Origin of the sequence: Streptomyces marianii (assembly GCF_005795905.1) — a bacterium.
Classification (GTDB): Bacteria; Actinomycetota; Actinomycetes; order Streptomycetales; family Streptomycetaceae; genus Streptomyces; species Streptomyces marianii.
Genome location: NZ_VAWE01000001.1, coordinates 1,844,012 through 1,867,128 on the forward strand (window position 1 = coordinate 1,844,012; position 23,117 = coordinate 1,867,128).

Below are 23,117 nucleotides of genomic sequence, written 5' to 3' on the forward strand. Positions count from 1 at the left end.
CCACTGTCTCTCCCCCGTTCCCTCGCTCTCCGTCGTGCCCGGGTGCCGTCTCTCCACCCGGGCAGGCCCTCGGCGGGGCGGGCCGCCGCCCGCCCCGGTGGGTGGCGGCGTCAGCCGATCTGTGCGCCGACCGCCTCGAGCGCGGTCGTCACCGGCTGGAAGAAGGTCTCGCCGCCCGAGGTGCAGTCGCCGCTGCCGCCGGACGTCAGGCCGATCGCATTGCCGTCCCGGGTGAACAGCGCGCCGCCGCTGTCGCCCGGCTCGGCGCAGACGTTGGTCTGGATCAGTCCGCTGACGGTGCCCTCGGGGTAGTTGACCGTGGCGTTCAGGCCGGTCACCTGGCCGCCGTTGAGGCCGGTGGTGCTTCCCATGCGGAAGACCTCCTGGCCGACGGCCGCGTCGGCGGCCTGCCCGATCTCCAGGAGCTGCCCGTTGCCCAGGTCGACGGCGCTCGGCGCCTCCGTGTTCGGGTCGTCGTACGTCACGAGCGCGAAGTCGCCCTCACCGGGGAAGACGGACTCCTGGGCGGTGCCGACGGGCTGTCCGCCCTGTTGCTCGGACCACTGTTCGGAGGCGGCGGTGCAGTGGCCGGCCGTGAGGAATCCGGGCTGTCCGTCCTGGGTCGTGACGTTGAAGCCGAGTGAGCAGCGCGAACCGCCGCCGAAGATGGCGTCCCCGCCTTCCAGGAGGGGCTTGAACTCGCCCTTGGACTTCTGGAGCCGGGCCACCCCGTCGCCGAGCGACTCGACGGCCGACTCGACGGTGTTCCACCGGTCGCCGGTGACGGTGCGGTCGGCGGTCACCAGGATCTGGTTGTTCCTCGGGTCGATGGCCCAGGCCGTGCCCGGGACCGCGGCGTCGCTCGAGAGCGAGCGGGTCGCGGACTTCAGCGTGGAGAAGCTGTTCTGCACGCTGCGGGCCACCGCACCGGCCCGCTTGATCTCGATGTTCACATCGTTGTCGTTGCCGACGACGTTCACGATGAGCTGCTGCTTCGACGCGTCGTAGTAGGCGCCGCCGTAGGAGTCGCCGAGCTGCTTGCCCAGCTGCTGGAGGAGATCCGCGGCCGAGGCGGCACTCATCTTTCTGGGAGCGGTCTTGTCGTCCTCGGATCCGGACTGCGAAGCGTTGGCATTCGGCAGCAGTATGGCGGCTGCGGCTATGCCCACCGCTCCGGCTCCGGCGAGTATCGCCTTCCGCTTGGGTATACGCCTGTGACTCAACTCTTCGCCTCCTGCGGGGGTACGGACTCCGGTCGCCGAAGGGGACCGGGAGGGGGGACGCGTCCGGCCCTTCATACGGACGCGGCACCCGTGTTTGTTCATCGCCCCCGCAAAGAAACTTGCCTGACGGTTCGTCAGGCAGGAAGTTGGGCCCCTGTCACCCCGGCGGGCCGGATGCCCGGGGGAGGGCAGCGAGCAGCGCGTTCCCTCCGGTTCACCGGCGCCGCCGGACCTGAGGCCCCGGGCCCCCGGCCGCTCGCCTCCGACTGGCAGACTGTGCGGGTGAACAGCACCGACAGCCCCGGCAGCCCCTTCCGCCAGGAGCCGACACCCCGCGACGAGGCCCCCCAGTTCGTCCTGCCGCTCGTCGTCCGGATCGAGAAGGCCGCGCCGCCGTCCCGTACCGACGCGCTGGAGACCGCCGCCCGCGCGGTCGTGGTGATGCTCGCCGACGGGCGGTCCTCCGGGGACGGCGAGTGGGCCGCGCGCGTACGGGACTGGCAGGACGGCCGGATCCGGAAGGTGGTGCGCAGGGCGCGCGGCGCCGAGTGGCGCAAGGCGTCGGAACTGCCGGGCATCACCGTGACCGGGGCCGGCGCCGAGGTCCGGGTCTTCCCGCCGGTGCCGCTGGACGGCTGGCCCAGGGAACTGTCGAAGCTCCAGGTTTCCGGCACGGAGCTCGAGGACCCCGAGGAACCGGCCGGTGACGACGGCCCCGACCGCGCCCTGATCTGGCTCAACCCGGACCTGCGCATGTCGACGGGCAAGGAGATGGCCCAGGTCGGCCACGGGGCGCAACTGCTGTGGTGGGACATGGACGAGGCCGAACGTGCGGCGTGGCGCGACGCCGGGTTCCCCCTGGCCGTCCGGACCGCCGCCGCCGGCCGCTGGGCCGAACTCGCCGCGAGCGGCCTGCCGACGGTCCGGGACGCCGGTTTCACGGAGATCGCCCCCGGCTCCGTGACGGTCGTCGCCGACCGTCCCGTACGGAAACGAATCTTCCCCGAGCGCGACTGAACGGATCGGGCCTCCCGAACGTACCTTCCGGTACTGCCAAGCAGTCTGGGCCGCCGGTTCCGTGACCGGCGGTCCCGCGGTACGCACATCGGATCGGGAGGCACACTTGCTGCGTCGCGTCAACGGGACAGCTCTCATCATCGCGGCACTGGTCGCCACAGTGGGCGCGCTCGCTTTCCCCGTATGGTCGTACGCCGACCGGTCCGGGACAGGCCAGGCCAATCTCAACGCCTCGTCCGTGGCCACCCAGTGGGGGCCGCTGACGGCCACCGACCGCGACTTCCTGGTCAAGGTGCGGCTCGCCGGCCTGTGGGAGCTGCCCGCCGGGCAGCAGGCGCTCGAGCGCGCCCCGACCCAGGCGATCAAGGACGCGGGCGACCACCTCATCGTCGGTCACAGCGACCTCGACCAGCGCGCCCGCGACGTGGCGGCCAAGCTCGGCGTGGAGCTGCCGAACGTGCCCAACGAGCAGCAGCAGGGCTGGCTGAGAGAGCTGTCGGCGGCGAGCGGCCGCGAGTACGAGTACAAGTTCGCGAACCTGCTGCGCAACGCGCACGGCAAGGTCTTCTCCCTCATCGCCCAGGTCCGCCACTCCACCCGCAACACCCTGATACGCCAGCTGGCGTCCGACGCGAACCAGACGGTGCTCGACCACATCACGATGCTGGAGAACACCGGCATGGTCGACTTCGACTCGATCGCCAACGAGGCCGCCGGTGGTGCCACGGCCAGCCCCACGGGCCCGCCGCCGCCGGACGGGAACCTGCCGCCCGCGCCGACCCCGGCCGTGCCGCCGGGCCAGACCGAGACCACCTCCCGTCCCTCGACCCAGCCGGGGCCGCCGACGGCGGTCAACACCAACCGCCCGGCTCCGGGCGCGAGCAACTGACGACGGGTGCGCCGGCCCCGGCCCCCGGGCCGGGGAATCCCCGGCCCGGGGGCCGCAACCTCAAATGAAGCTCTGAACGTCCCCTCCTCCGGATTGGTCGGGGCCCCACGGGGCCATGACCCCTGCAGACACGGAGGAGGGGGACCCATGAAGCAGCCCGACAGGCTCGGAACCGGTATCGGCTGGCGCCCGGAGATCGCCGCTGCCGTGGAACGGCTCCCCGGTCTCGACTGGGTCGAGGTCGTCGCGGAGAACGTCTGCCCCGGCCATCTCCCCGACTCGCTCGGGCGGCTGAGGGAGCGGGGCGTCACCGTCGTCCCGCACGGTGTCTCGCTGGGACTCGGCGGGGCGGAACGGCCGGACGCTCGCCGACTGGCCGATCTGGCCGCACGCGCCGAGGCGCTGGGGGCGCCGCTCGTCACCGAGCACATCGCCTTCGTCCGCGCGGGCGGTGCCCTCACCGCCTCACCCCGGGTGGAGGCCGGGCATCTGCTCCCCGTCCCGCGCACCCGCGACGCGCTGGACGTCCTCTGCGAGAACGTCAGGATCGCCCAGGACAGCCTGCCCGTGCCGCTCGCCCTGGAGAACATCGCCGCCCTGATCTCATGGCCCGGCGAGGAGATGACGGAGGGCCGGTTCCTCGCGGAGCTCGTCGAGCGCACCGGGGTACGGCTGCTGATCGACGTCGCCAATCTGCACACCAACCACGTCAACCGGGGCGAGGATCCGGTCCGGGCCCTGGACGAGCTGCCCGTCGGGGCGATCGCGTACGTCCATGTCGCGGGCGGTCTGGAGCGGGACGGCGTCTGGCACGACACCCACGCCCACCCCGTGCCGCGGCCGGTCCTCGACATCCTCGCCGAGCTGCGCTCGCGCATCGACCCACCCGGGGTGCTACTGGAGCGGGACGACGACTTCCCGCCCGAGGAGGAGCTGGCGGCGGAACTGGAGACGATCCGCGCGATCCTCGCCGCGCCCCCGCCACGGGCACCTCGCACCCAGGTGCAGGGCGCTCCGGCCGCGCGTACCGATGATGCGGACGCGGCGCGCGAGCCGGCGTCCCGTACCGCGGCGACGACGGCTCCGGTTCCGGGCACGGGACCGGGCACGGGACCGGGCACGGGTCCGGGACCAGGCACGGGACCGGGCACGGAACCGGGCACGGAACCGGGCACCGGTACGGACGCGGGACCGGGCACGGAACCAGGCACGGGACCGGGCACCGGTACGGACGCGGGACCGGGCACGGAACCAGGCACGGGACCGGGCACCGGTACGGACGCGGGTACGGATCCGCCCACGAGGACGAGCCGGAACGCGGCTGCGGACCCGGCCGCGCGGGAGCGGCTCGGGCTCGCGCAGGCCGCTCTGCTGTCCGCGCTGGTCGCCGGGACGCCCGCGCCGGAGGGGTTCGACGCCCGGCGGCTGAAGGTGCAGATCCGGGCGCTCGCGGCCAAGCGGGCCGACGTCGTCGCCAAGGTGGCGCCCGAACTGCCGGAGATCCTCGGCGCCGGCTACCGGCACGCGTACCTCGACTACGCCAAGTCCCGCCCGATGCGCGACGGTTACCGCCGGGACGCGCTGGACTTCGTCGAGCATCTGCTGGTCGCGGCCGGGCCGGAGGACCCGGTCGCACGCCGGCGGCTCACCCGCTGGTGGCAGGACCGGGCGGCACCGCGCCCGCCGCGCCGCGCCGCGCGCTTCGTCCGCGCCGCCCGTGCCGCTCTCGTCAGGAGGTGAACCCGTATGTCGCTGAACGTACTCGCCGTCGTCGTGTATCTCGCCGTGGGGGTCTCCTCGGTCCTGGTCGTGAGAGGCCTGGCGCAGGCCCGCAGGGGTCCCGGCGGCCCGGTGCACGACCTCATGGAGGCGGCGTTCCTCAACGGCGGACCCGCCAGAGCCGTCGACACCGCGCTGACCGCGCTGGTCACGGACGGGCGGCTGGCGGTCGGAGGGCCGGGCGTCGTCGCCGTCCGTCGGCCCGTCGCCCGCGACCACGTCGAACGCGCGGTCCTGGACGAGCTGGCACGGGCCCCGAGCGGAGCGCTGCACGACCTGCGGCTCGCGGTGATGCGCAACCCCGCCGTGCAGGAGATCGGCGACGGGCTCGCGGCGCGCGGACTGATGATCGCGCCCGGCGACGTCCGGCGCTGGAAGACCTGGTCCACCTGGCAGCTCGTGCTGTCCCTGGTACTGCTGCCGGTCTCGCTCGTCGCGACGTTCGTGCAGTACGCGCTCCACGAGGGCTTCGGCGACATGCCGTTCCCGTTCGTCGTCAAGGTCCTTCCCGCGTGCTTCGCGGGGGTGGTCGTCGCGGCGGTCTGCATCTCCCGGGCCCGCCGCCGCGTCAGCGCCGCGGGGCACCGCGCGGCCGCGGATTTCCGGACGGCGCACGCCCACCGCACCGACGCCGGCCATCTGGTGGTGTTCGGCGGACTGCGCGCCGTGCCCGACCCCGTGCTCCAGGCGCAGTTGATCGCGGCGGCCAGGCTGGTGCGCGCCGGCGGCGGGCGGCCTTCCCCGGCCGGTGCCCGGCCCGGTGGCCGCACCGGAGGCAGCGGCCACAGCGGTACGTCCGACACCGCGGCCTACCTCCCCGTCGCCGTGTGGTGCGCGGCCTCCGGCGGCTGTTCGAGCGGGGCCGGCGGCGGTTGCGGCGGCTCCGGCGGTGGGTCCGGCTGCGGGGGCGGCTCGGGCGGTGGGTCCGGCTGCGGGGGCGGCTCGGGCGGTGGGTCCGGCTGCGGGGGCGGGTCAAGCTGCGGCGGGGGCGGGTCGACCTGACGGCTCGCCCCTGCGGGACGGCCGCGGCGTCACAACGGCGGGCCTTCCGGGTCAAGGGGACCCGGTACGGCGGCGCGCGCCGGCCCGGGGCCGGGGTTCGCTACGAGCGGGGCCCACCGACGCTTCCGGCCCGGGCCGGAAGCACGGGCCCGGGCGGGTCGCACCGCACCCGCCCCGGGCCGCGGTGGCCCGCATCCCGGAACTCCCGTGGTGCCCGGGGCCGATGCCGCTCGCCGGACCCGGCCGGCACCCGAGGCGTGACGCCTGGCCGCGGACACCCGGCGCCCGGCGCCCCCGAGCGGACGCGTCACGTCTGACGTGTGAAACACCACGTGTGCCGCAAAAGGGTCATCGACCGCGACACCCGAACAAGATCCTTTACAAAGTCCGTTGTTCTGGTGACCTTCGAGCCACGACCGGTGGCACGAAGGGAACGCGATGAGAGCAGCAGCCCTGTACGGAGCCGCCGGCTCCCTGATCCTCTCCGCCCTCACGGCGGCCCCGGCCGCCGGTGCACCGCCGTACGGCGCCCGGGAGGACCGCGGAACCGTCGTCGCCGCCGCCCGTGCCGTGGCCGCCGGCGTCACGTTCGGGGCGTGCCCCGCGGAGGAGGACCTGCCGCCCACCGTCGAGTGCGCCGTCGTCCGGGTCCCGCTCGACTACGCCGAACCGTGGGGCCGGCAGATCGGTCTCGCCGTCAGCCGGGTGAAGGCGACGGGCGGGCCGGCGGTGCGGCAGGGCGCGCTCCTGTACAACCCCGGCGGCCCCGGCGGTTCCGGCATGTACTTCCCCGCGCTCGCCAAGGAGCCCGCGTGGAAGCGCATCTCGGAGGCGTACGACATGGTGGGCTACGCGCCGCGCGGCGTGGGCCGTTCCGCGCCGATCTCCTGCGAGCACCCGGTGGAGTTCACCAAGGGCCCCACCGCCGCTCCCGTCCATCCCTCCGCCGCCGAGAAGCGGAAGGGCATCGCCCGTGCGCGGGCGTACGCACGCGGCTGCGCGCACAACGCCGGTCCCGCGCTCCGGCACTACCACTCGCTGAACAACGTCCGTGATCTGGAGGTGCTGAGGGCGGCCCTCGGCGAGCGGCGGCTCACCTTCCTGGGCGCCTCCTACGGCACCTACCTGGGTGCCCTGTACGCGGTGAAGTTCCCCGAGCGGGTGCGGCGCATGGTGCTCGACTCGCCCGTCGACCCGGACCCGGCGAAGGTCTGGTACCGCAGCAACCTGGAGCAGTCGCTCGCGTTCGAGAGCCGCTGGGCGGACTTCCGCGCCTGGGTCGCCCGGCACCACGCCACGTACGGCCTCGGCACAACTCCGCAGCAGGTGCAGGGCAGTTACGACCGGGCCCGCGCCCAGCTGGCGAGGAGACCGGCGGACGGCACCGTCGGGCCGGGCCAGTTGCACTCGGCGTTCACCCGGACCGTCTACAACGACCTGTACTGGCCGCGCCGCGCCCTCGCGCTGTCGGCGTATCTGAAGGGCGATCCGCGGCAACTCGTCAAGCAGGCGAAGCCCCGAGCCTCGGCGTCGGCCGGGGAGGAGAACGGCAACGCCGTCTACACCGCCGTGCAGTGCAACGACGCTCCCTGGCCCGCGGACTGGGCGGTGTGGGACCGGGACAACACCGCGCTGGCGCGGCGGGCGCCGTTCGAGACCTGGGCCAATGTCTGGATGAATCTGCCGTGCGCGTACTGGCAGCCGCCGCGGCAACGTCCGGTCGACGTGCGCACGGGGCCGGGGGACGTGCCGCCGCTGCTGATCCTGGCGGCCGAGCGGGACGCTGCCACCCCGTACGCGGGTGCCCTGAGGCTGCAGGAGCGCCTCGCGGGTTCCGTGCTGGTCACGGAGCGGGGTGCGGGAACGCACGGCATCTCGGGCGGCGACAACGACTGCGTCAACCGCCACATGGAGGCGTACCTGCTGACCGGCAGGACGCCGGTGCGGCGCGCTTCGTGCGCGCCGCACCCGCAGCCGGACCCGGTGTCGCTGGACCAGCGGGCGGTCGAGCGCGTGCTGCCGCCCGCTGTCTGATCTTCCGGGTCAAAGGGAGGCGGGCCGCCCTTGCGGGAGCCCGCCTCCGGGTCGTTCGGGGCCGTCAGGCCAGACCGGCCACCAGGTCCGCGACGCTCTTGCGGCGCCCGGTGAAGAAGGGGACCTCCTCGCGGACGTGCATCCGGGCCTCGGAGGCGCGGAGGTGGCGCATGAGGTCGACGATCCGGTACAGCTCGTCGGCCTCGAAGGCCAGCAGCCACTCGTAGTCGCCGAGGGAGAAGGAGGCGACCGTGTTGGCGCGCACGTCCGGGTAGCCGCGGGCCATCTTGCCGTGGTCGGCGAGCATGCGGCGGCGGTCCTCGTCCGGCAGCAGGTACCAGTCGTAGGAGCGCACGAACGGGTACACCGAGACGTAGTCGCGCGGCGTCTCGTCGGCGAGGAAGGCCGGGATGTGCGACTTGTTGAACTCGGCGGGACGGTGCAGCGCCATGTTCGACCAGACCGGCTCCAGTGCACGGCCGAGGCGGGTGCGGCGGAACAGGTTGTACGCCTCCTGGAGCTGGTCCGCGGTCTCGGCGTGCCACCAGATCATCAGGTCGGCGTCGGCGCGCAGACCGGACAGGTCGTATGTGCCGCGGACGGTGACGTCCTTCGCCGCGAGCTGGTCGAACAGCTCCTGGACCTCGTCCGCGTACCCGGCGCGGTCCGCGTCCTGCGGCAGCACGTCCCGCAGCCGGAAAACGGACCACAGGGTGTAGCGGATGACCTCGTTGAGGTCCTTCGCCTTCTTACCGGCGTTCGGGATCTTTTCGGGCGCACTCATAGGGCTATTCTCGCCCGTCACGGACAGTGCCCCGCACCAGGGGGGCCGTGGCGATGATCTCGTCCGCCGCGCGCTGTCCGCTGCCGACGCAGGCGGGGATGCCCACGCCGTCGTACGCCGCCCCGCAGATCCGCAGCCCGGGCAGCGCGGCCACGGCGTCCCGGACGCGGGCGACCCGGCCGAGATGCCCGACCGGGTACTGCGGCAGTCCGCCGATCCAGCGGGTGACCTCGGTGGCGACGGGGCGCGCGGTCAGTCCGGTGGCCTCGGCGAGGTCCTTGAGGGAGGCGGCGGCGAGGTCCTCGTCCTCCCGGTCGAGTTGATCCTCCTCGCCGTGGCGGCCGACCGAGGTGCGCAGCAGGAACAGTCCGGGGGCGCGGTCGGCGACCCAGCCCCACTTCCTGGCGGAGAACGTGGACGCCTTGATCGTGCGTCCGTCGACCGGCGGTACGAGGAAACCGGATCCGGCGGGCAGCGCTTCCGTGTCGCCGCTGCGGAACGCGAAGGTGACGAGCGCCATCGACGCGTACTCGACGCCGGCGAGCTCGGCGGAGGCGGCCGGGGCGACGTCGGCGAGGAGCACGCAGGCCGACCAGGCGGGCGTGGCGAGGACGACGCCGTCGGCGGTGAGCTCGCGCTCGTCGGTGCGGATCCGCCAGCCGTCGGTGCCGCGGGCCAGGCCCCGTACCGGCGTCCCGGTGAGGATCTCCCCGCCGGCGGCCCGGACGGCGTCGGCGACCGCGGGCGGGAGGGTACCGATGCCGCCGTCGAGGCCCATGAAGACCGGGCCGGTCTCCTGCCGCTCGGCGGCCCGGCGCTGCACCTCGCGGACGCCCTCCAGCAGGCTGCCGCCGGCGGCTCCGGCCGCGTCGAAGAGTGCGGGGACGGCGGCCCGCATGGAGATGCGGTAGGCGTCGCCCGCGTACACGCCGCCGAGCAGTGGCTCGACGAGCCGGTCGACGACCTCGCGGCCGAGGCGTTCGGCGACGAAGCCGCCGACGGCGACGTCGTCCCCGAGTTCGGCGGGGGGCAGTTCGCGCTCCCGGCCGATCCTGGCGATGCCCTCGGCGGACAGCAGCCCGGACAGGGCCTCGGGGCTGCCGGGGACGCCCATCACATGGCCTCGGGGCATGGGCCGCAGGGCGTCGCGGGTCCACACGGAGGCGGTGGTGGTGGCGGGGGCCTGCAGCCGGTCGCCGAGCCCGACGGCGCGTGCGAGGGCGACCGCCTCGGGCCTGCGGGCGAGCACCGACTCGGCACCGAGGTCGACGGGGGCTCCGGCGACCTCGCCGGTCAGGAGCTTGCCGCCGAGCTGGTCGGTGGCCTCCAGCAGGGTCACCCGCACCCCGGACGTGGCCAGCCGGTGGGCCGCCGCGAGGCCGGCGATCCCGCCGCCGATGACGACGACGCGGCCGGCGCCGGACGAGGGGTGCTCTGACGAGGGCGACATGCCTCCACTCTCTCAAACCGCTCCGGGCCGGACGGCATCGGCTCGGACGCCCCGGCCGGTGCCCCGTCCCCGGGTGGCGCGGTGCGCGCCGTCGCACGGGCCGCGCGTCCCGTGCGACGCGGCCCGCGGTCCGCTTCGCACCGCACGGTGGCCCGGCGTGCCGTAACGAGTCCCTACCGTGACCGCTTCGGAACCGGGACGGGGCAACCGCGTTCGGCGGCCGCACGTCGAACCGGCACCGAACTCACCGCATCCCTTGGGGGGACCATCATGCGTGCACGGCACAGGCCGGCGGCGGCACTTCTCGTCGCCTCACTCGCACTCGCCGGCTGCGGCGCCTCCGACGACGAGTCCGCCTCCACCGCCGAGCGGTCCGTCGTGGGCGGGGGCTCGAAGGCCGATGCCCCCGGCGCGGCCGCCGACGCCGCGGCCGGAGCCGCGGGGCCGAAGGCCGGCGGGCCCGGTGACGGCGGCGGGCGGCGGCTGCCCGCGACGCACGTCATCAGGACCGCCGAGCTGGCCGTTGAGGTCGGGGACGCCGCCCGCGCGCTCGCGGGCGTCCGTACCGCGGTCGAGGGAGCCGGCGGGCATGTCGCCGACGAGTCCACGGAGCGGGTCGACGGGGACCGCGTCGAGTCCACGGTGGTGCTGCGGGTGCCGCAGGACCGGTACGCGTCGGTCCTCGCCCGGCTCTCGGGTTCGGGGAAACTGCTGTCCCGCAAGGCGGACGCCAAGGACGTCACGGACCAGGTCGTCGACGTGGAGAGCCGGGTCGCGACGCAGCGGGCGAGCGTGGCACGGGTGCGGGCGCTGATGGACCGGGCGACGAAGCTGTCGGACGTCGTCACGCTGGAGGGAGAGCTGAGCAGGCGTCAGGCCGAGCTGGAGTCCCTGCTGGCCCGCCAGGCTTCGCTGGAGGACCGGACGGCGATGGCGACGATCACGCTGCGGCTGTCCGAGCCCGAGAAGCGGGAGCGTCCGGGCGAGGAGGGCGCTCCGGGCTTCCTGGACGCGCTGTCGGGTGGCTGGGACGCGCTGGCGTCGACCGCCCGGTGGGCGGCCGCGGTGGTGGCCGCGGTGTTCCCGTTCGGCGCGGCGCTCGCGCTGCCGTACGCGGTGTGGCGGTGGCTGGTCCGGCCGATGCGGGCGCGGCGGACCGCCCGGGATTCCGGCACCTCGTCGGCGCAGGGCCCCGGGCAGGACTGAACGGCCGCTCCCCCGTAGCGTGTTCCGCATGGAACGCATGGTGGTCGTCGGCGGCGACGCGGCGGGGATGTCCGCCGCGTCGGGGGCGCGCAGGCTCAGAGGTCCGGGGGAACTGGAGATCGTCGCCTTCGAGCGCTCCCCCTTCGCCTCGTACTCGGCGTGCGGCATCCCGTACTGGATCGGCGGCGACGTGGCGGAGCGGGACTCGCTCATCGCACGGACGCCCGAGGAACACCGGGAGCGCGGTATCGACCTCCGGACGCGCCACGAGGTCACGGAGATCGACGTCGGGGCCCAGCGGGTCAGGTCCCGGGACCTGGTGGCGGGCACCGAGACGTGGACGGGCTTCGACAAGCTCGTCATCGCGACCGGTGCCCGGCCGGTGCGGCCTCGGCTGCCCGGGATCGACGCCCCGGGGGTGCACGGCGTGCAGACCCTCGACGACGGCCAGGCACTGCTGGACGCGCTCGGCAGGACGGCGGGCCGCCGCGCGGTGGTCGTCGGCGCCGGCTACATCGGTGTGGAAATGGCGGAAGCGCTGCTGAAACGCGGCTTCGACGTCACGGTCGTCAACCGCGGGGAGCAGCCGATGGCGACGTTGGACCCCGACATGGGCCTGCTGGTGCACGAGGCGATGGACGCCTTGGGCATCACCACCGTCGACGGCGCCGATGTGACGGGCATCCCGACCGGCGGGGACGGCCGGGTGCGTGCGGTGTCGACGGCCGAGGGGGAGTACCCGGCCGACGTGGTGGTGCTGGGGATCGGCGTGGAGCCGGAGACGACCCTCGCGGGGGCGGCCGGCCTCCCCCTCGGGGTGTACGGGGGGCTGCTCACGGACCGTGCCATGCGGGTGCGCGGTCACGAGAACGTCTGGGCCGGCGGCGACTGCGTCGAGGTGCACGACCTGGTGTCGGGCCGGGAGCGCCACGTCGCTCTCGGTACGCACGCGAACAAGCACGGCCAGGTCATCGGCGCCAACGTGGGCGGCGGCTACGCGACCTTCCCGGGGGTCGTCGGCACGGCCGTGAGCAAGGTGTGCGACCTGGAGATCGCCCGCACGGGTCTGCGCGAGAAGGACGCCCGCGAGGTGGGGCTGCGCTTCGTGACGGTGACCGTCGAGTCGACGAGCCGGGCGGGCTACTACCCGGACGCTGCCCCGATGACCGTCAAGATGCTCGCCGAGCTCCGCACGGGACGCCTGCTGGGCGTGCAGATCGTGGGGCGTGAGGGCGCGGCGAAGCGGGTGGACGTCGCGGCGGTCGCACTGACCGCCGGGATGACGGTGGAGCAGATGACCGCCCTGGACCTCGGCTACGCACCGCCGTTCTCCCCGGTGTGGGACCCGGTGCTGGTGGCGGCACGGAAGGCGGCGGCGGCCGTGCGCGCCGCGAGCGGCTGACCCGGACACGTCGCGGGCTGCGCGAGGTGCGGGGCCGGCGCCGCTCGGTGGCGCGGCGCGGGACGTGCGGGGAGCCGCGCCGACCCCCCGAGGCGGTCAGACCGGTACCCGCTGCTCCTCGGTCTTCGCAGGCACCGCCCGGTCGTCGTCCGCGCGCCGCGGCAACGGCTCGATGCCGTCGGCCGAGCCGCGGTCCGGGCAGCTCCACCAGGTGGTAGGTGAGGGCGCTCAGCACGAACAGGACGACGGGGAAGGCGAGCAGCCAGAGCAACTGCGCGGCTCCGCGGGGGTTGTCCCACGCGCGCCATGGGCCCGGACAGCACGGAGAGCAACGGGCGGTGCAGCAGGTACAGGAGAAACCGACCACGCCCAGCTAGTGTCCTGCGCCAGCAATCCTTCGGTAGATCTGCCGCGCCTCGGCGACCGGGGTTCCGGACGCCGATCAAGCGCGTCGGCCGTTCGGGCCAGGCGCAGTCGTCCGGTCTCGGTCAGGGGTGCATCACGGTGGGGCATGAGGGCCTTCTGATGGTCGGTGCAGATATCGCAATCCACACCGAACCCGGAAGGCCCTCACCCGTTCAAGATCCCTCAACCGAGATCTGCCTCACCGTCCACAACCTCCCGGGACAGAACACCTAGCGCGCCGTCCGGGTGTGGACGTACTCCACGAGCCGGGTCAGGGCGTCGGGGTCCGTCGTCGGCAGCACGCCGTGGCCGAGGTTGAAGACGTGGCCCTCAAGGCCGTGTGCCGCGTCCAGGACCTCGCGGGTCCTGGCCTCGACGGCCTCTCGGGTGGAGAACAGCACCGCCGGGTCCAGGTTGCCCTGGAGCGCCTTGCCGGGCCCGACGCGGCGGGCCGCCTCGTCGAGCGGCACGCGCCAGTCGACGCCGACGACGTCCGCGCCGGCCTCGCCCATCGGGCCGAGCAGTTCACCGGTCCCGACGCCGAAGTGGATGCGCGGCACACCGTACCCCTCGACCGCGGCGAAGACCTTCGCGGACGCGGGCATGACGAAGCGGCGGTAGTCCGCGGGGGCCAGCGCGCCGACCCAGGAGTCGAAGAGCTGCACCGCGGAGGCGCCGGCCTCGATCTGCACCTTCAGGAAGGCCGAGGTGATCCCGGCGAGCCGGTCGAGCAGGTCGGCCCACAGCTGCGGGTCGCCGTACATGAGGGCCTTGGTGTGCTCGTGGTTGCGGGACGGGCCGCCCTCGACGAGGTAGCTGGCGAGGGTGAACGGGGCGCCGGCGAAGCCGATGAGCGGGGTGGCGCCGAGCTCACCGGTGAGCATCCCGATCGCCTCGGTGACGTACGCGACGTCCTCGGGGGTCAGGTCGCGCAGCCGGGCGAGGTCCTCGCGGCGGCGGATCGGCTCGGCGACGACCGGGCCGACGCCGGGCTTGATGTCGAGGTCGATGCCGATGGCCTTGAGCGGCACGACGATGTCGCTGAAGTAGATCGCGGCGTCCACCTTGTGTCGGCGCACCGGCTGCAGCGTGATCTCGGTGACGAGCTCGGGCCGCATGCACGACTCCAGCATCGGGATGCCCTCGCGCACCTTCAGGTACTCGGGCAGCGACCGTCCCGCCTGCCGCATGAACCACACCGGTGTGTGCGGCACGGGTTCGCGTCGGCACGCCTTCAGGAAGGCGGAGTCCCGCAGGGCGTCGGTCGTCGTCTGCTGGCCCTCGGACGGGGCGTCCCCGGCGGGGGCGGTGCCCCGAGCCGGGGGAAGGTCGTTGGCGCTCACGCCCAGAATCTTCGCATGTGCGCGCACGGAGCATGCGCGGGTGGGTGTCCCTCCCTGCGCCGGGCCCGCGTTCCGCCTACTCTTCCCCGCATGGCTGCGGCTCAGGGACAGTTCTCCGATCCATCCGACGGCGCCGAGGACACGGACGGCGCCGAGCGGAACTCCGTGCCGCGGGCGTTCCGCCTCGCGGTCGACGCGCTGCGCGCGGCACGGCCGCGGCCCGGGATCGAGGTGGACCCGGCCCGGCCGCCGCAGCGCCTCGCCCCGCACGCGTACGCCCTGGAGGCGGCGGTCGTCGACGACGACGACGAGGACCTCGCGGACGGCCGGCTGGTCCTGCTGCACGACCCGGCCGGGCACGACGCGTGGCAGGGCACGTTCCGGCTGGTGACGCTGGTGCGCGCCGAGCTGGAGCCGGAGATGGCGGCGGACCCGCTGCTGCCGGAGGTGTGCTGGTCGTGGCTGACCGGCGCGCTGGAGGCGCGGAACCTCTCGTACGGGGAGCCGAGCGGCACCGTCACCCGGGCGGGGTCTCACTACTTCGGTGGACTCGCGGAACGCCGCCCGGCGACGCAGATCGAGATCCGGGCGTCCTGGACCCCTCGCGAGGGCCGTGACGGGGCGCCGGACACCGCGGCGCACCTCGCGGCCTGGTGCGACCTGCTCTGCCAGATCGCCGGACTGCCGCCGGCGGGCGTCCCCGACGGCACGACGGCGGGCGTCGTCACACTGCCGCAGCGCCGGGGCCCGCACGCGCCGTAGCTCCGGTGGGCACCCGGCGCGCCGGAGCACGGGCGCGAGAAGGCGGAGCGGCGGCGCGCGGTGCGGTGGGGGCGAGTGCAAGCGCCCAAAGGCGCGCCGGTCCGCCGGGCGGCGCACGGTGCGGTCGCGACGGGGGTGCGCGGGTCATCGGCGGATCCGCCGGCGCGGCGGGCTCCGGGTGCCTCCGGTGGCCGTCCGCCCGGGATCCGAGACGGCGGTGCCGGCCGCAGGTCCGGGGCGCGGAAGGGCACCGGGGATGTCCGGACAGGATCGCAGCATGATCGATCACGCGTCCTAATTGCCGGAATTGTTACTCACCAAATCGTGATCTTTCTCTAAAGGCGACCAGGTTTGCTGCCGAAGAGGTGGTGACCCATCAAGCACGGTTCGCCCCGGCTTCATCCCCGAGCCGGCTCCGTCCCCCACCTTCCCAGGAGGCCTGGTGTCCGTTCTCCTCGAGCAGCCCGCAAGCCTGGTCGCCTACCGCCCGAACAAGCCGACGGCCATGGTCGTCGTGGCCGACCCGCGCGTCCGCTCCACCGTCACCCGCCACCTGTGGGCGCTCGGGGTGCGCGATGTCATCGAGGCGTCGTCCATCGCGGAGGCCCGTCCCCGCGTCGGCAACCCGCGCGACATCTGCGTGGCCGACGTCCACCTGCCCGACGGCAGCGGGCTGACCCTGCTGTCCGAAACCCGCGCCGCGGGCTGGCCCAACGGCCTCGCCCTCTCCGCCGCCGACGACATCGGCGCGGTCCGCAACGCGCTGGCCGGTGGGGTCAAGGGCTACGTCGTGACCGGTACGCGCACCAACCTCGGCCACCCCACCCGCCCCGGAGCCGCCCCGATCGGCGCCGCGGCCGCCCGGCTGCACCGCCGTCCCCCCGGCGCCCCGAGCCACCCTGGCGGCTACCGCGAGCTGTCCGGCCGCGAGGTGGAGGTGCTCCGGCTGGTCGCCGAGGGGCAGTCGAACAAGGCGATCGGCGTCTCGATGGGCCTGTCCGCGCTGACGGTGAAGAGCCACCTGGCCCGCATCGCGCGCAAGCTGGGCACCGGCGACCGTGCCGGCATGGTGGCCGTGGCGCTGCGTACCGGCATCATCCACTGAGCCTCCTCTACACCGGTCCGGTGCCCGTCGACGGAACGTTCCGTCGACGGGCGCTTGCCGTTCACGGATACCCTTGACAGGTGACCGACGCCCAAGAGACCGCAGCAGAGCCGGACCTGCGCACCACCGGGGGCGGCCCCCCGGACGACGGCGTCTCTGACGAAGGGGCGCCGATCCCCCTGCTGGAGCCGCGGGAGGGCATCCCTCCGGTGGTCTCCACACCCGAGGCACTGGAGTCCGTCGTCGCCGCGTTCACCGCCGGCACCGGCCCCGTCGCCGTCGACGCCGAACGCGCGTCCGGCTACCGCTACGGGCAGCGCGCATACCTCGTGCAGCTGCGCCGCCAGGGCGCCGGCACCGCGCTCGTCGACCCGGTCGGCTGCCCCGACCTCTCCCCGCTCGGCGACGCCCTCGCCGGCACCGAGTGGATCCTCCACGCGGCCACCCAGGACCTCCCGTGTCTGCGCGAAATAGGCATGCTGCCGACGAGGCTCTTCGACACCGAACTCGCCGGGCGGCTCGCGGGCTTCCCCCGGGTGGGCCTCGGGGCCATGGTCGAGTCGGTGCTCGGCTACGCCCTGGAGAAGGGCCACTCGGCGGTGGACTGGTCCACCCGCCCCCTCCCCGAGCCCTGGCTGCGGTACGCGGCGCTCGACGTCGAGCTGCTCGTGGACCTGCGGGACGCGCTGGAGAAGGAACTGGACCGGCAGGGGAAGCTGGAGTGGGCGCGGCAGGAGTTCGACACCATCGCCTCGGCCCCGCCCGCACCCCCGCGCAAGGACCCGTGGCGGCGCACGTCGGGCATGCACAAGGTCCGCCGCCGCCGTCAGATGGCCGTCGTACGGGAACTGTGGACGGCCCGGGACAAGGTGGCGCAACGCCGCGACGTGTCCCCCGGCAAGGTGCTCGGCGACGCGGCGATCATCGAGGCGGCGCTGGCGCTCCCGCTGAACGTGCACGCACTCACGGCCCTGCCCGGGTTCGGGCACCGCATGGGCCGGCGGCAGCTGGAGCAGTGGCAGTCGGCGGTGGACCGGGCGCGTGCACTGTCGGAGGCGGAGCTGCCGCAGCCGGGGCAGCCAGTGGCCGGACCGCCCCCGCCGCGCTCCTGGGCGGACAAGGACCCGGTGGCGGCGGCACGGCTGTCCGCGGCGCGGGCGGCGGTGTCCGCGCTGGCGGAGCAGCTGAACCTGCCCCAGGAGAACCTGATCACTCCGGACACGGTGCGGCGCCTGTGCTGGGAGCCGCCGGTGGAACCGGACCCGGAGGCGGTCGCCTCGGCACTGGCCGCGCTGGGTGCGCGGCCGTGGCAGGTCGAACTGGTGACGCCGCTCCTGACGAGGGCGCTCCAGGCGACTCCCTGACGCCGTACCGCGCGGGCTCCGGGCGTCGCACGTCCCTGCACGGCGCCGCACGCGCGGCGCCCGTCGCGGTGCGCTGCCTCCGGGGCAGGTGCGGCGTCCGGGGGCCTCCGGCCCGCAGGCGGGACGGCATGGGGTCCGGCCCCCGACCGTGCACCGGCCGCGGTCCGGTTGGGGCGCGGCACATGACGGAACGTCCCGAGCACGCCCCTCCGCGCTCGGACTCCTTCCGCGGCCCGTGGGCGCACCGGTGGGAAAGGCGTCGCCGCCACGTACGGCCGTCCGCCCGGTGCGCGCCGCGGAAGCCGTGCACCCCCGGCGCCGAGGACGGGCCCGCGGGCCCGCGGACACCCCCGCCCGTCCCCAACCGCCGCGCCCCGCACGGGAGACGCCGCGCAGGCGTGTCGCACGGTGCGCGGGACCCCGTGGGCTGGACCCCGTGCGCGCGACCGGTCCGGGGTGCCTGCGGGGCGTCGACGCCGGTGGCGCGAAGCTCTCGCGTGTGACGTTCGCCGCTCCCGCCGCGAGGGGTGGGCAACCCGGTTACCCGCAAGTAGCATGAAGGCAGCAAGCGCACGCTTAGCCGCGCGCCACGCAGCAGTGCCACCCCGCACCCTGGAGGAGAGCCATCGTGCCTCGTACCGTCAGGGACGTCGTCTTCGTCGACGGCGTCCGCACCCCGTTCGGCAAGGCGGGCCCGAAGGGCATCTACCACGAGACCCGTGCCGACGATCTCGTCGTGAAGGCCATCCGGGAGCTGCTGCGCCGCAACCCGGACCTCGACCCCAAGAAGATCGACGAGGTCGCCATCGCCGCGACCACGCAGATCGGCGACCAGGGCCTGACCATCGGCCGCACCGCCGGCATCCTCGCGGGTCTGCCGCAGTCCGTCCCGGGCTACTCCATCGACCGCATGTGCGCGGGCGCGCTGACCGCCGTGACCTCGGTCGCCGGGTCCGTCGCCTTCGGCGCGTACGACGTCGCCATCGCCGGCGGTGTGGAGCACATGGGCCGCCACCCGATGGGCGAGGGCGTGGACCCGAACCCGCGCTTCGTGTCGGAGAAGCTCGTCGACCAGTCCGCCCTGTTCATGGGCATGACCGCCGAGAATCTGCACGACCGCTACCCCACGATCACCAAGCAGCGGGCCGACGAGTACGCCGTGCGCTCGCAGGAGAAGGCCGCCAAGGCGTACGCCGACGGCAAGATCCAGCAGGACCTGGTACCGGTGTCGGTGCGCCGCACCGCTGTACCCGACGGCGGCTCCGCCGCGGGCGAGGCCGGCGAGACCGGCTGGGGCCTGGTCACCGCCGACGAGCCGATGCGCCCGGGCACCACGCTGGACAACCTCAAGGGCCTCAAGACGCCCTTCCGCGTCCACGGCCGCGTCACCGCCGGCAACGCAGCGGGCCTCAACGACGGCGCCACCGCCTCGCTGATCGCCTCCGAGGACTTCGCCCGGGAGAACAACCTCCCCGTCAAGATGCGCCTGGTCTCGTACTCCTTCGCCGGCGTCGAGCCCGAGGTCATGGGCTACGGTCCGATCCCCGCGACGGAGAAGGCCCTCGCGCAGGCGGGGCTGTCCATCGACGACATCGGCCTGTTCGAGATCAACGAGGCGTTCGCCGTCCAGGTGCTCGCCTTCCTCGAGCACTACGGCATCGCCGACGACGACGCCCGGGTGAACCAGTACGGCGGCGCCATCGCCTTCGGCCACCCGCTGGCCTCCTCCGGCGTGCGTCTGATGACGCAGCTGGCGCGGCAGTTCGAGGAGCAGCCGGAGGTCCGCTACGGCCTCACCACGATGTGCGTCGGCTTCGGCATGGGCGCCACCGTGATCTGGGAGAACCCGCACCACAAGGACGCCGGAGGCAACAAGTGACCGAGCGCAGCGAGCGAACCATGGAGAGGTGCAGCATGTGCGCATGCCCCACCGAGCGAAGCGAGGTTGCGGCATGAGCACCACCTCAGAGCTCCTGAAGGGCGCGGCCGAGCTGTTCCCGGACGAGGTCGTCACCCAGGCGCACGTGCGCCACCTCGACCTCCCCGGCGGCGCGGGCCGGTTCGCCCTCATCACGCTGGACAACGGCCTGGACCACACCAAGCCGACGACCTTCGGCCCGCAGTCGCTGGCGAACCTCAGCACCGCGATCGACCAGGTGGAGAAGGAGGCGGCCGAGGGCGCGATCGTCGGCGCCGGCATCACCGGCAAGCCGTTCATCTTCGCCGTCGGCGCCGACCTCAAGGGCGTCGAGCTGCTGAAGCAGCACTCGGACGCTCTCGCCATCGGCAAGGGCGGTCACGACGTCTTCAAGCGGCTGTCCTCGCTCGCCGTCCCGACCTTCGCCTACTACAACGGCGCGGCGATGGGCGGCGGCGTGGAGGTGGGTCTGCACTGCTCCTACCGCACGGTCTCCAAGGCCCTGCCGGCCTTCTCGCTGCCCGAGGTCTTCCTCGGTCTGGTTCCCGGCTGGGGCGGCTGCACGATCCTGCCGAACCTGATCGGGGCGGACCGCGCAGTCTCGGTGATCATCGAGAACTCGCTCAACCAGAACAAGCAGCTCAAGGGCGTCCAGGTGCACGAACTCGGCATCGCAGACGCGATCTTCGAGGGCGCGGACTTCCTGGAGCAGTCGCTGATCTGGACCGCTTCCGTCCTCAAGGGCGAGATCGTGGTGGAGCGCCCCGAGATCGACCGCGGCGAGGCCTGGGACCAGGCCGTCGCCAAGGGCCGGTCCATCGCCGACTCCAAGGTGCACGGTGCCGCTCCGGCCGCCTACCGCGCCCTCGACATCATCGAGGCCGCCAAGGACGGCGACCTGCAGAAGGGCTTCGACGCCGAGGACACCGCACTGGCGGACCTCATCATGGGCGGCGAACTGCGTTCCGGCATCTACGCCTTCAACCTGGTGCAGAAGCGCGGCAAGCGCCCCGCCGGCGCCCCGGACAAGTCGCTGGCCCGCCCGGTCACCAAGGTCGGTGTCGTCGGCGCCGGTCTGATGGCCTCCCAGCTGGCGCTCCTGTTCCTGCGCCGCCTGGAGGTGCCGGTGGTCCTCACCGACATCGACCAGGAGCGCGTCGACAAGGGTGTGGGCTATGTCCACGCCGAGATCGAGAAGCTGCTTGGCAAGGGCCGCATCAACCAGGACAAGGCCAACCGCCTCAAGGCGCTGGTGACCGGTGTCCTGGACAAGGCCGAGGGCTTCGCGGACGCGGACTTCGTCATCGAGGCCGTGTTCGAGGAGATGACGGTCAAGCAGAAGGTGTTCGCGGAGGTCGAGGCCGTCGCCCCAGCGCACGCGATCCTCGCCACCAACACCTCCTCGCTGTCGGTGTCGGAGATGGCCTCGAAGCTCCGGAACCCGGAGCGCGTGGTCGGCTTCCACTTCTTCAACCCGGTCGCGATCCTGCCGCTGCTGGAGATCGTCCGCGGTGAGCAGACCGACGACGCCTCCCTGGCCACGGCCTTCGCCGTCGCCAAGAAGCTGAAGAAGACCGCGGTGCTCACCAAGGACGCCCCTGCGTTCGTCGTGAACCGCATCCTGACCCGCTTCATGGGCGAGATCCAGAACGTCATCGACGAGGGCACCCCGGTCGCCACCGCCGAGAAGGCGATCGAGCCGCTCGGTCTGCCGATGTCCCCGCTGGTGCTGCTGGAGCTGGTCGGCCCGGCGATCGGTCTGCACGTGTCCGAGACGCTGAACCGCGCCTTCCCGGAGCGCTTCACCGTCTCCCCGAACCTGAGGGCGGTCGTCGAGGCCGGCAAGCGCGGCTTCTACGTGTACGACAGCGGCAGGCCGGAGTTGGACCCGGAGGTCGCCGCGCTGCTGAAGCAGGGCGACAGCGTCCTGACGGAGGAGCAGGTCCGCGCCCGTGTCCTCGACGCGGTGGCGCAGGAGATCGGGCTGATGCTGGAGGAGGGTGTCGTCGCCGAGGCGCAGGACATCGACCTGTGCCTGATCACCGGCGCCGGCTGGCCCTTCCACCTGGGCGGCATCACGCCGTACCTGGACCGCGAGGGCGTCAGCGAGCGCGTCAACGGCAAGAGGTTCCTGGCGCAGGGTGTGGCGAGCGTCCCCGCGTGACCACATGACCGCATGGCCGCCGCACCGGTGACGGTGCGGCGGCCATGCGGGCCGACAGGAACGGGCCGTACGGGAGGGATCCCGTACGGCCCGTTCTCGTGCGTCCGTCCCCGGTGCGCCCCCGGCCGGGGGCGCGGGCCTCACGCCCGCGTCCACGCCTCCATCGCCAGCCCCGACTCCGACTTCTGCCGGGTCACGCGCAGGGAGCCGTCGGCGCCGAGGGCGGCGAGGACGACGCGGCCGGTGCCGTCGATGGCGAGGGCCGGGGCGCCGGCACAAGCGTCGCCCGTGGGCGTCCAGTTGAGGCCGGCGGACTCCTCCTCCGTCGGGTACGCGGCGAGGGCCGGGCGGCCGTCGGCGCCGCGCTGGGCGAGGATCGTGCAGTCCTGCCCGTCGACGGGGGTACGGAGCACGGCGACCGGTCCGGTGCCGCCCTCGCCGCCGAGGGCCGCGGGCGCGGCCATGCCCTCCCGCCAGGCGTGGACGGCGCCCGTGGCCGCGTCGCGCCAGAAGTGGGTCAGCCGCTCGCGGCCGGTGCGCTCGGAGCTGACGGAGCCGTTGGCGGCGGAGAACGCGATGTCGTCGGCGCGCTGGAACTTCACGCCCTGGGTCTCCTGGTCCCACCGCAGCACGGCGTCCTCCGTCGGGGCGAGGACCTCCATCAGCCCGTGGTCGGTGACCGTCGCGGCGGGCAGGCCGAGCGTGCCGCTGCCCTTGAGGTCGGCCCACTTGTTCCACTTGCCGTTCGGCACCTGCGCCCGGCCGCAGACACCGCCGCCCGCGTTGCGCACGAAGACGTGGAGGGAGCCCTCCGAGTCCACGACGGCGGCGGGGAGCCCTGTGGTGGCCGCGAGGGCGCGGTCCTGGGCGTACGGGGTGCCGAGCGCGTACCAGTCCCGCAGGGGGCGCCCGGACTGGTACTGGATGGCCTGCACGACGTCCGTGGCGACCTCGCCGCCGGGGAGCGGGGTGCGCCGCAGCGCGACGAGCTGCACATAGCCGTCCGAGCCCTGGGCGATCGCCAGGTACGGCAGGATGCCGGGGGCGGGGAACAGTTCGGGGCCGGTCCACTCGGGCCCGCCGGGCCGCTTCTCCGTCCAGCGCAGGACGCCGTCGGCGGCCGGCGTGTACGCGGAGAGCCGTCCGTCCTTGCCGCGCAGCAGCCAGCCGGCGGTCGACGGGAGCGAGGGGTCGGCCGGCAGCGAGGTCGTCGCCCGGGCCGCCCGGCGATGCCGGCCTTCGGCGCCCACGCTGTCGGGCGGGGTGCCCG

17 protein-coding genes are annotated in these 23,117 nt (G+C 73.8%); 12 read left to right on the forward strand and 5 right to left on the reverse strand.

Annotation, left to right across the window (positions count from 1 at the left end; all coding sequences use genetic code 11):
* Window positions 1-110: 110 nt before the first annotated feature.
* Window positions 111-1,223, reverse strand: a complete 1,113-nt coding sequence (locus FEF34_RS08175; protein ID WP_456113798.1) for a S1 family peptidase — start codon at window positions 1,221-1,223, stop codon at window positions 111-113.
* 282 nt (window positions 1,224-1,505) lie between these two features.
* Between FEF34_RS08175 and FEF34_RS08180 the strand changes: the two genes are divergently transcribed.
* From FEF34_RS08180 to FEF34_RS08200, 5 genes are all read left to right on the forward strand, one after another.
* Window positions 1,506-2,240, forward strand: a complete 735-nt coding sequence (locus FEF34_RS08180) for an aminoacyl-tRNA hydrolase (RefSeq protein WP_234042328.1) — start codon at window positions 1,506-1,508, stop codon at window positions 2,238-2,240.
* 109 nt (window positions 2,241-2,349) lie between these two features.
* Window positions 2,350-3,129, forward strand: coding sequence for a DUF4142 domain-containing protein (locus tag FEF34_RS08185; protein ID WP_171053277.1), 780 nt, complete (start codon window positions 2,350-2,352; stop codon window positions 3,127-3,129).
* 147 nt (window positions 3,130-3,276) lie between these two features.
* On the forward strand, window positions 3,277-4,869 hold the full coding sequence (locus FEF34_RS08190; RefSeq protein ID WP_138052547.1) for a DUF692 domain-containing protein: 1,593 nt from the start codon (window positions 3,277-3,279) through the stop codon (window positions 4,867-4,869).
* Between the two features lie 6 nt (window positions 4,870-4,875).
* Entirely contained in the window at window positions 4,876-5,910 is a 1,035-nt protein-coding gene (locus tag FEF34_RS08195) for a TIGR04222 domain-containing membrane protein (RefSeq protein ID WP_138052548.1), read from the forward strand.
* A gap of 438 nt (window positions 5,911-6,348) precedes the next feature.
* Window positions 6,349-7,944, forward strand: coding sequence for an alpha/beta hydrolase (locus FEF34_RS08200; protein ID WP_138052549.1), 1,596 nt, complete (start codon window positions 6,349-6,351; stop codon window positions 7,942-7,944).
* A 64-nt stretch (window positions 7,945-8,008) separates the two neighbouring features.
* Here the strand turns inward: FEF34_RS08200 and hemQ are convergent, their stop codons facing one another.
* A complete protein-coding gene (gene hemQ / locus FEF34_RS08205; protein ID WP_138052550.1) occupies window positions 8,009-8,728 on the reverse strand; it encodes a hydrogen peroxide-dependent heme synthase in 720 nt (239 codons plus the stop codon).
* Between the two features lie 4 nt (window positions 8,729-8,732).
* Window positions 8,733-10,178 (reverse strand): protoporphyrinogen oxidase, encoded by a 1,446-nt coding sequence (hemG, locus tag FEF34_RS08210; RefSeq protein WP_138052551.1) that lies wholly within the window; start codon window positions 10,176-10,178, stop codon window positions 8,733-8,735.
* 270 nt (window positions 10,179-10,448) lie between these two features.
* Here hemG and FEF34_RS08215 point away from each other — a divergent pair, with 270 nt between their 5' ends.
* Together FEF34_RS08215 and FEF34_RS08220 are read left to right on the forward strand one after the other, a co-directional pair.
* Complete coding sequence (locus FEF34_RS08215; RefSeq protein WP_138052552.1) at window positions 10,449-11,384, forward strand: DUF4349 domain-containing protein; 936 nt, start codon at window positions 10,449-10,451, stop codon at window positions 11,382-11,384.
* 28 nt (window positions 11,385-11,412) lie between these two features.
* On the forward strand, window positions 11,413-12,786 hold the full coding sequence (locus FEF34_RS08220; protein ID WP_138052553.1) for an FAD-dependent oxidoreductase: 1,374 nt from the start codon (window positions 11,413-11,415) through the stop codon (window positions 12,784-12,786).
* Between the two features lie 635 nt (window positions 12,787-13,421).
* Here FEF34_RS08220 and hemE read toward each other — a convergent pair.
* Window positions 13,422-14,534, reverse strand: coding sequence for a uroporphyrinogen decarboxylase (hemE, locus tag FEF34_RS08230; protein ID WP_407698264.1), 1,113 nt, complete (start codon window positions 14,532-14,534; stop codon window positions 13,422-13,424).
* A gap of 90 nt (window positions 14,535-14,624) precedes the next feature.
* Here hemE and FEF34_RS08235 point away from each other — a divergent pair, with 90 nt between their 5' ends.
* The 5 genes from FEF34_RS08235 to FEF34_RS08255 all read left to right on the forward strand — a co-directional run bounded on the left by FEF34_RS08235 (window position 14,625) and on the right by FEF34_RS08255 (window position 21,847).
* The gene (locus FEF34_RS08235) at window positions 14,625-15,296 is read left to right on the forward strand and encodes a DUF3000 domain-containing protein (protein ID WP_138052555.1); all 672 of its coding nucleotides are present in this window, start codon (window positions 14,625-14,627) and stop codon (window positions 15,294-15,296) included.
* Between the two features lie 442 nt (window positions 15,297-15,738).
* The gene (locus tag FEF34_RS08240; protein ID WP_093651875.1) at window positions 15,739-16,401 is read left to right on the forward strand and encodes a helix-turn-helix transcriptional regulator; all 663 of its coding nucleotides are present in this window, start codon (window positions 15,739-15,741) and stop codon (window positions 16,399-16,401) included.
* 80 nt (window positions 16,402-16,481) lie between these two features.
* Entirely contained in the window at window positions 16,482-17,765 is a 1,284-nt protein-coding gene (locus FEF34_RS08245) for an HRDC domain-containing protein (protein WP_138052556.1), read from the forward strand.
* Between the two features lie 628 nt (window positions 17,766-18,393).
* The gene (locus FEF34_RS08250) at window positions 18,394-19,644 is read left to right on the forward strand and encodes an acetyl-CoA C-acyltransferase (protein ID WP_138052557.1); all 1,251 of its coding nucleotides are present in this window, start codon (window positions 18,394-18,396) and stop codon (window positions 19,642-19,644) included.
* Between the two features lie 73 nt (window positions 19,645-19,717).
* Entirely contained in the window at window positions 19,718-21,847 is a 2,130-nt protein-coding gene (locus tag FEF34_RS08255) for a 3-hydroxyacyl-CoA dehydrogenase NAD-binding domain-containing protein (protein ID WP_138052558.1), read from the forward strand.
* Window positions 21,848-21,987: 140 nt separating this feature from the next.
* On the opposite strand, the gene FEF34_RS08260 is transcribed toward FEF34_RS08255, so the two are convergent.
* A complete protein-coding gene (locus tag FEF34_RS08260) occupies window positions 21,988-23,097 on the reverse strand; it encodes a hypothetical protein (protein ID WP_138057365.1) in 1,110 nt (369 codons plus the stop codon).
* Window positions 23,098-23,117 lie beyond the last annotated feature (20 nt).